Source organism: Candidatus Desulfatibia sp., from assembly GCF_036446775.1.
Lineage (GTDB): Bacteria > Desulfobacterota > Desulfobacteria > Desulfobacterales > UBA11574 > Desulfatibia_A.
Genome location: NZ_JAZFTO010000354.1, coordinates 1 through 5,707 on the forward strand (window position 1 = coordinate 1; position 5,707 = coordinate 5,707).

At 45.3% G+C, this 5,707-nt stretch carries 8 protein-coding genes; 4 read left to right on the forward strand and 4 right to left on the reverse strand.

Going from position 1 to position 5,707, the window contains the following annotated elements; translation table 11 throughout:
• The first annotated feature begins 149 nt into the window (after nt 1-149).
• The 3 genes from tnpA to tnpC all read left to right on the forward strand — a co-directional run bounded on the left by tnpA (nt 150) and on the right by tnpC (nt 2,489).
• On the forward strand, nt 150-491 hold the full coding sequence (gene tnpA, locus V3S16_RS16275; RefSeq protein WP_413886841.1) for an IS66 family insertion sequence element accessory protein TnpA: 342 nt from the start codon (nt 150-152) through the stop codon (nt 489-491).
• Complete coding sequence (gene tnpB, locus V3S16_RS16280; protein ID WP_413886843.1) at nt 491-844, forward strand: IS66 family insertion sequence element accessory protein TnpB; 354 nt, start codon at nt 491-493, stop codon at nt 842-844. The genes tnpA and tnpB overlap by 1 nt, the downstream gene beginning before the upstream one ends.
• A 67-nt stretch (nt 845-911) precedes the next feature.
• Nucleotides 912-2,489 (forward strand): IS66 family transposase, encoded by a 1,578-nt coding sequence (gene tnpC, locus V3S16_RS16285; protein ID WP_413886845.1) that lies wholly within the window; start codon nt 912-914, stop codon nt 2,487-2,489.
• A gap of 59 nt (nt 2,490-2,548) precedes the next feature.
• On the opposite strand, the gene V3S16_RS16290 is transcribed toward tnpC, so the two are convergent.
• The 4 genes from V3S16_RS16290 to V3S16_RS16305 form a co-directional block, all read right to left on the reverse strand.
• Nucleotides 2,549-3,154, reverse strand: a complete 606-nt coding sequence (locus tag V3S16_RS16290; protein WP_413886846.1) for a hypothetical protein — start codon at nt 3,152-3,154, stop codon at nt 2,549-2,551.
• A gap of 131 nt (nt 3,155-3,285) precedes the next feature.
• Nucleotides 3,286-3,753 (reverse strand): hypothetical protein, encoded by a 468-nt coding sequence (locus tag V3S16_RS16295; RefSeq protein ID WP_413886848.1) that lies wholly within the window; start codon nt 3,751-3,753, stop codon nt 3,286-3,288.
• Nucleotides 3,754-3,878: 125 nt separating this feature from the next.
• The gene (locus V3S16_RS16300) at nt 3,879-4,886 is read right to left on the reverse strand and encodes a helix-turn-helix domain-containing protein (RefSeq protein WP_413886850.1); all 1,008 of its coding nucleotides are present in this window, start codon (nt 4,884-4,886) and stop codon (nt 3,879-3,881) included.
• Nucleotides 4,887-5,315: 429 nt separating this feature from the next.
• Nucleotides 5,316-5,459, reverse strand: coding sequence for a hypothetical protein (locus V3S16_RS16305; protein ID WP_413886852.1), 144 nt, complete (start codon nt 5,457-5,459; stop codon nt 5,316-5,318).
• Between the two features lie 120 nt (nt 5,460-5,579).
• Here V3S16_RS16305 and V3S16_RS16310 point away from each other — a divergent pair.
• On the forward strand, nt 5,580-5,707 hold a 128-nt coding region (locus V3S16_RS16310), incomplete at its 3' end, for an anti-sigma factor family protein (protein WP_413886854.1).

The window sequence follows — 5,707 nt, forward strand, 5'->3', positions numbered from 1 at the left end:
TGACCAAGATGGAAATGTCTTGGTTGATGCGACTATCGCCACCTTGCGAAATGGTTTTTTTGAACGTAAGCGCTCAATAAACCGCATCTTCACATAGCCAAGCATCCATGTCATATTGAACCGAAATTTATAAAAGATGGAGGTTCATTATGACAAAAGAAAAATCAAAGCACACCCTGGAACAAAAGAGAACATTCTGGCGAACGCATATAACTTCCTGGGAGAAGACGGATATTAGCCAGGCAGAGTATTGCCGCCGGAACGGGTTGAGTTCAAGATCTTTTGCCTACTGGAAGAAAAGGCAAGGCTGTGCGAAGGTTAATTCAGTATCGTTTGTTCCTGTTCCATTAGCACCGCCAATGGATGTCGGCACTAAAGTTGGGAGAGCGTCCCTTTGTATCGTGCTCAATGATCAATACCGGATTGAAGTCGGCGATGGTTTTTTTCCTTTGACGCTTCAAAGGCTGGTTCACGCTTTGGAGCGGATGTGATGTTATTGCCGTCTGCCCAAACGAGAGTCTACCTTGCGCTAGGCAATACGGATATGAGAAAGGCAATCAACGGTCTGTCGATCCTGGTTCAGGAAAGCATGGATCTTGATCCTTTTTCTGGACATCTGTTTGTTTTTTGCAATCGAAAGCGACATATTCTGAAGATTCTATACTGGGATAGAAATGGGTTTTGCCTGTGGAGCAAGCGGCTTGAAAAGCATTTTTTCAGATGGCCGGAGTCAAGTGAAGAGGTCATGAAAATTGATCAAAGGGAGTTAATGTGGTTAGTAGACGGCTTAGAAATCAATCAGCAAAAAGCCCATGAAAGGCTTTCCTATTCTCTGCTTTTTTAGGTTAAAAAAGTGATTATTTTGTAAAAAAAAGCTTGCAAAAATGATGTGATTGTGCTACGTTAATTTCATGATATCAAATGTTTGTGAGCCATCAAAAGACACTTTAGATCTGCAGCAGATCAATGCCTCCCTTGTCGATGAATTTGCTAAAAAAGAGCGATTTTATGAATCGGAAATCAAGTTTTTAAAAGAACATATTCGCCTCCTTCAGGACAAGCTTTTCGGTCGAAAATCAGAAAAAATTAAGAGCGACTCAGATGAGCGTCAGCTGCTGCTTTTTGATGAAACCGCCGAAGATACACTCCAGGATTCTGATATCGAAGATACGGTCGAGGTTCCCGGCTATAAACGTAAGAAAAGGGGTCGAAGGCCCTTACCTGCTGACCTGCCTCGCATCGAAGTCATTCACGATTTAAGTGATGAAGAAAAGATCTGCTTCTGCGGATGCCAGAAAAGCTGTATTGGCGAAGAAGTATCCGAACAGCTTGATATTATACCTGCCTCCATGCAGGTGATCCGGAATATCCGATTAAAATATGTCTGCAAAGACTGTGAGGGTGTCGAAAACGATGAACCCGCAGTATCGATTGCGCCGGTTCCTGCACAGCTGATACCCAAAAGCATCGCAACCCCGGGTCTTTTAGCGTATGTAATGACAGCCAAATTTGTAGATGCCCTGCCATTTTATCGACAGGAAAAACAGTTCATACGCCTGGGGGTTGACCTATCCAGGGCCACGATGTGCGGCTGGGCAATGAAAGTGGCCGAAAAATGCATGCCGCTGCTGGATTTATTGCACGATGAAATTTTGTCCGGTCCATTGATCAACATTGATGAGACAACACTCAAGGTCTTGAATGAGCCTGAGCCGCGGTCGAAATCGTATATGTGGATATTCCGCGGGGGTGCACATGGCAGGCCGTCACTGGTCTATAAATATCATGCCACCCGTGCCGGCGATGTTGCCGCATCATATTTGCACGGATACAAAGGGTATGTTCAGACTGACGGATACTCAGGTTATGGTTTTCTTGACCGTTGGGATGGCATCCATCATGTGGGATGCTGGGCACATGTGCGTCGTAAATTTGTGGATGTCACCAAAGCTTCCTCTAAAAAGAAAAGAGGCCAGGCAGATAAGGCACTGACATTTATAAAGAAGTTGTATAAAATTGAAAAGGACGCGAGGACGCGCGAACTGACCCTGGAAGAACTTTACACCGAGCGGCAGGAGAAAGCGTTGCCGATCCTTGAATCGTTCAGGGTGTGGCTCAATCAAAAATCAATCCATACACCCCCCAAAGGTTTGCTTGGCAAGGCCATATCTTACGCCATGAATCAGTGGGACAGGCTGGTTCGATACACAGAACAGGGATTTACCAAGCCTGACAACAATGATGCTGAGAATGCCATTAGGCCATTTGTCGTGGGTCGCAAAAACTGGCTGTTTTCTGGAAACCCGGAAGGTGCCAGGGCAAGTGCTGCTCTTTTCAGTCTGATTGAAACAGCCAAGGCCAATGAACTGGAACCCTACAGTTATCTGCGCTATCTATTTGAGAAACTGCCTGTTGCTGAGTCGACCGAAGATTTTAAATCCCTGCTTCCACAGTATCTGAGCCCAGAACAACTGAAACTAAATGCTTAGTGCGGTTTATTAAGCGCTTACTTTCTAAGCGGTGAGGGAACCAGTCCGCTGAAAAAAAGTTAAGCCGAGGTCTTTGATTCTTGGGCCATTAAAACCTCTTGATAAAGTGTGGACTTCTTCAACAGCTTTTTGCTTTGAAAGATGATTGATTTAATCCGGCGTCGTTGGCTTTGATTGAGATGCTGGTATCTAAATGTTTCAACGGAAAGGAACCTAATTATATCCAAAATATCAATTGCGATGATAGGGAGTCCGTGGATCTCTATCGACCAACCTTTTGGGATATAATGTTCAAAATTGTTTCTGAGAGATTTTTTTAGCATTTTGATCGAATATTGTTGGCTTTCCGTGGGTTCTAATGGTTTGCCTCCACCAAGTGTCCCCATCCATTCACTGTCCTGGCAAATACGGAGCGCATCGTCAAAAGAAATAAGTCGTTCTACACCTTTTTTTGTTCTGTGAATGATGTTTTCATAGTCGGTGCTCCTACATGCACAGATGGCAAATCCATACAAAGCTCCATGAAGTGATAAAATTACCCATTTCCAGGCTTTAATGTCGGATTCCGTCTGTTGGATAAATTCTCCCGCTCGTTCTAAGAAATCCAGCGCATTCGTTTCCGCAGTAAACCGGAGCCATTTTTCTTGAATTTTTTGTATGCTCATTTTTTATTCGGAACCTTAACGCCGAAGTCAGGGGCAGCCAGGATTCCTACTGGCTTTAAAAACCGATTTATTTCAATTTTCCGACAGTCGGCGAAAGCGGCTTGGCCCTGGCTGTCACCTGAACTGACATGTTAGATTTGCTGGCTGAGATCAACAGTTTCAATAGTTCTACCATTTGCATCTGATACTGGAGCATCTTTGTAACTATATCCTGTGTAGAATTCATTGGTTAATGACTGCACTGATCCGGTAAATTCGACTGAACCTGATTTGTGATAAAGTCGCATTTCTCGCGCCAATGGATTCGAATTGGTATCTAAGTCAAGCAGCCGCTTGCATAACCACCGAGCAACAAGTACTTGCTTAGCTGCATTAAATGTTTCTTGTATGCCACTAAGATTTGTTATGTGGTTGCTTACATTCCCATGACCAAAGTAATTATGCCTTATTTGCCATACATGGTGCGCTATCAACTGTAGTGATCGCGATTCATGAGGATATTTTACAGCTATATATTTTTTAACCTCTGGTAGCTTAAAGTTTTCACCGCAAAGTACCTCACAGGCTTGATAAAACTGCATGAAGGCAGCATCTAACAATCCAGAGAATTGATCCTCAAGTCCAAGGATATCTTAAGGGTCAAGTCTGCTCTTGACTCATATTAGAAACCGAAAAGAGTCGAGAGCGGACTTGACCCTTTTACCTTTATTTCGTTCCTGTTGTATTATCCTAAAAACTTTTTTAATTCTGACAGGAAACTCGCCATGGCGGCCGCATCAGACGAGCCGCGGTCCGGAGTCAGGAGCCCGGCAAGGCCCGCCTGCTCAAACTTTGATTGGACTTCCCCGAATAGCCGGCGCAATTCCGCCGCCTTCAGCAATTCGCTCATCGGCTGAGAAGAGATCTTCGACACACCGTTCGACAGTATTTGCAGCCCGCGGAAAACAGGTGACCATGTTATCCATTGGGGTGGATTTTCAGGGCGATAAAGGAAAGGCGCTCTATGCTCCTTTGTCATGAAATACATTTTCATTCGGCCCTCGAGCTTTGCCGGATGCACAAGCCCGGAACCAGACATATCCACGAGCGTGTCCTGCACATTTTTCTGAGAGAATCCGGTCTCCCGGGCGATATGGCTCGGATGGGCCATATCGTGAGTTAGAAGGTACAGGACAGTTTCAGCACGCGCATTTATACCGAAAAAGGCGCGTAAACGCAGGAGTGTACATGCCGGCATGACGGCATTAAATTGCCTTGAAAGCCCGCGGAGTTCAAGCTTGCCGCGCTTAAAGCCGAACCGAAGGAATGTGTCATCGTACGCCCCAAAGTCCGGCAAGGGCTCCTCTGACACATCAAGGAACAGTGGGGTTGCATCGCCTGTCTTTTCAGCTATGGAGAATCGCCAGTTCAGGCGGCTGTTTTTCTGACGCACCACGGCAGCCATGGCCGCTACAACATTCATCTCATCAAAGCCGAACCGTCGTGCCAGCGACTTCAGCCTTGGGATATTGATGAAAGCCGCATTTTTCGAAATCCAGTCAAGTATCTCATCAAAAAGGCGTGCATCATATCTGGCGAATGTGGCACTGAAGAGCCATAAGGCTTCCGGGTCGATGATCCACCCGTCCTCCTTCTCTACGCCGGCCGATGCCAACCCGAGCTGAGCCCATTGGCGCCAAAGGAAGTGTACAAGATATTTTCTTAAGTCAGAATTAAATTCGTTCAGCGACATCTTTGAATCCCATTTGACGACGAGAAACCAATCCGCAGGAGATCAACGCAGCACCGCCACACACAACCAAGCCATACGGCCCGACGTTCGCCAGAGCCAACCGCTCCCCGAGCAGTTGAAGAGCCTGCTTTATCCGTTCTGAATTAAGCTTATTCATTAACTATAACCACTGCTATTAAGTGCTTATAGTTATATATTAAAGCCCCACATTCTGTCAAGAAGGATTGTTTCCAGCTTCAGGGTAAACGCATTTAAGGGGGAGCCTAGGGGACATAAAATTATAAGTTTGTAAAATTTGTTTTTTGTGATAAAAGGTGTGTGCCCGAAAAGTCCGAATAAACGCTCCTGGAGCGTTGCATCACATCATTATCAGGGGTACCGAACGCCGAAAGATATTCCGCGATAATAAGGACAGAGATAACAGTTCAGCTATCTTTGACAGGATAACAGGCCCGCCCTGGCGCGACTTCCATAGAACATACTAAGGATGCTGTAAAATATATAGTCCAGACCCAAAGATGCAAACTTGTAAATCCAGGTCTGGGCCAGGGATAGACTTGATTGTTTTTTCATCCTGTTATCCTGTCAAATATTTAGCCCCCCCGGTGAACTATTACAAAAAATTGAGTGCGTGAAAAAAACAGGCGTTACTTTTGGGGTTCGGAATCGTTTAAATAATAGAAGGAGAAACCCGTGAGCTGTGAGAACATAAAAACCAATATTCTTTCGTTTCTGGCCGCTGAGCTTTCCTCTGACGAGCACAAGGAGATACTCCATCATATTGAAGGATGCACGCCATGCCGGATGGAGATGGAAGAACT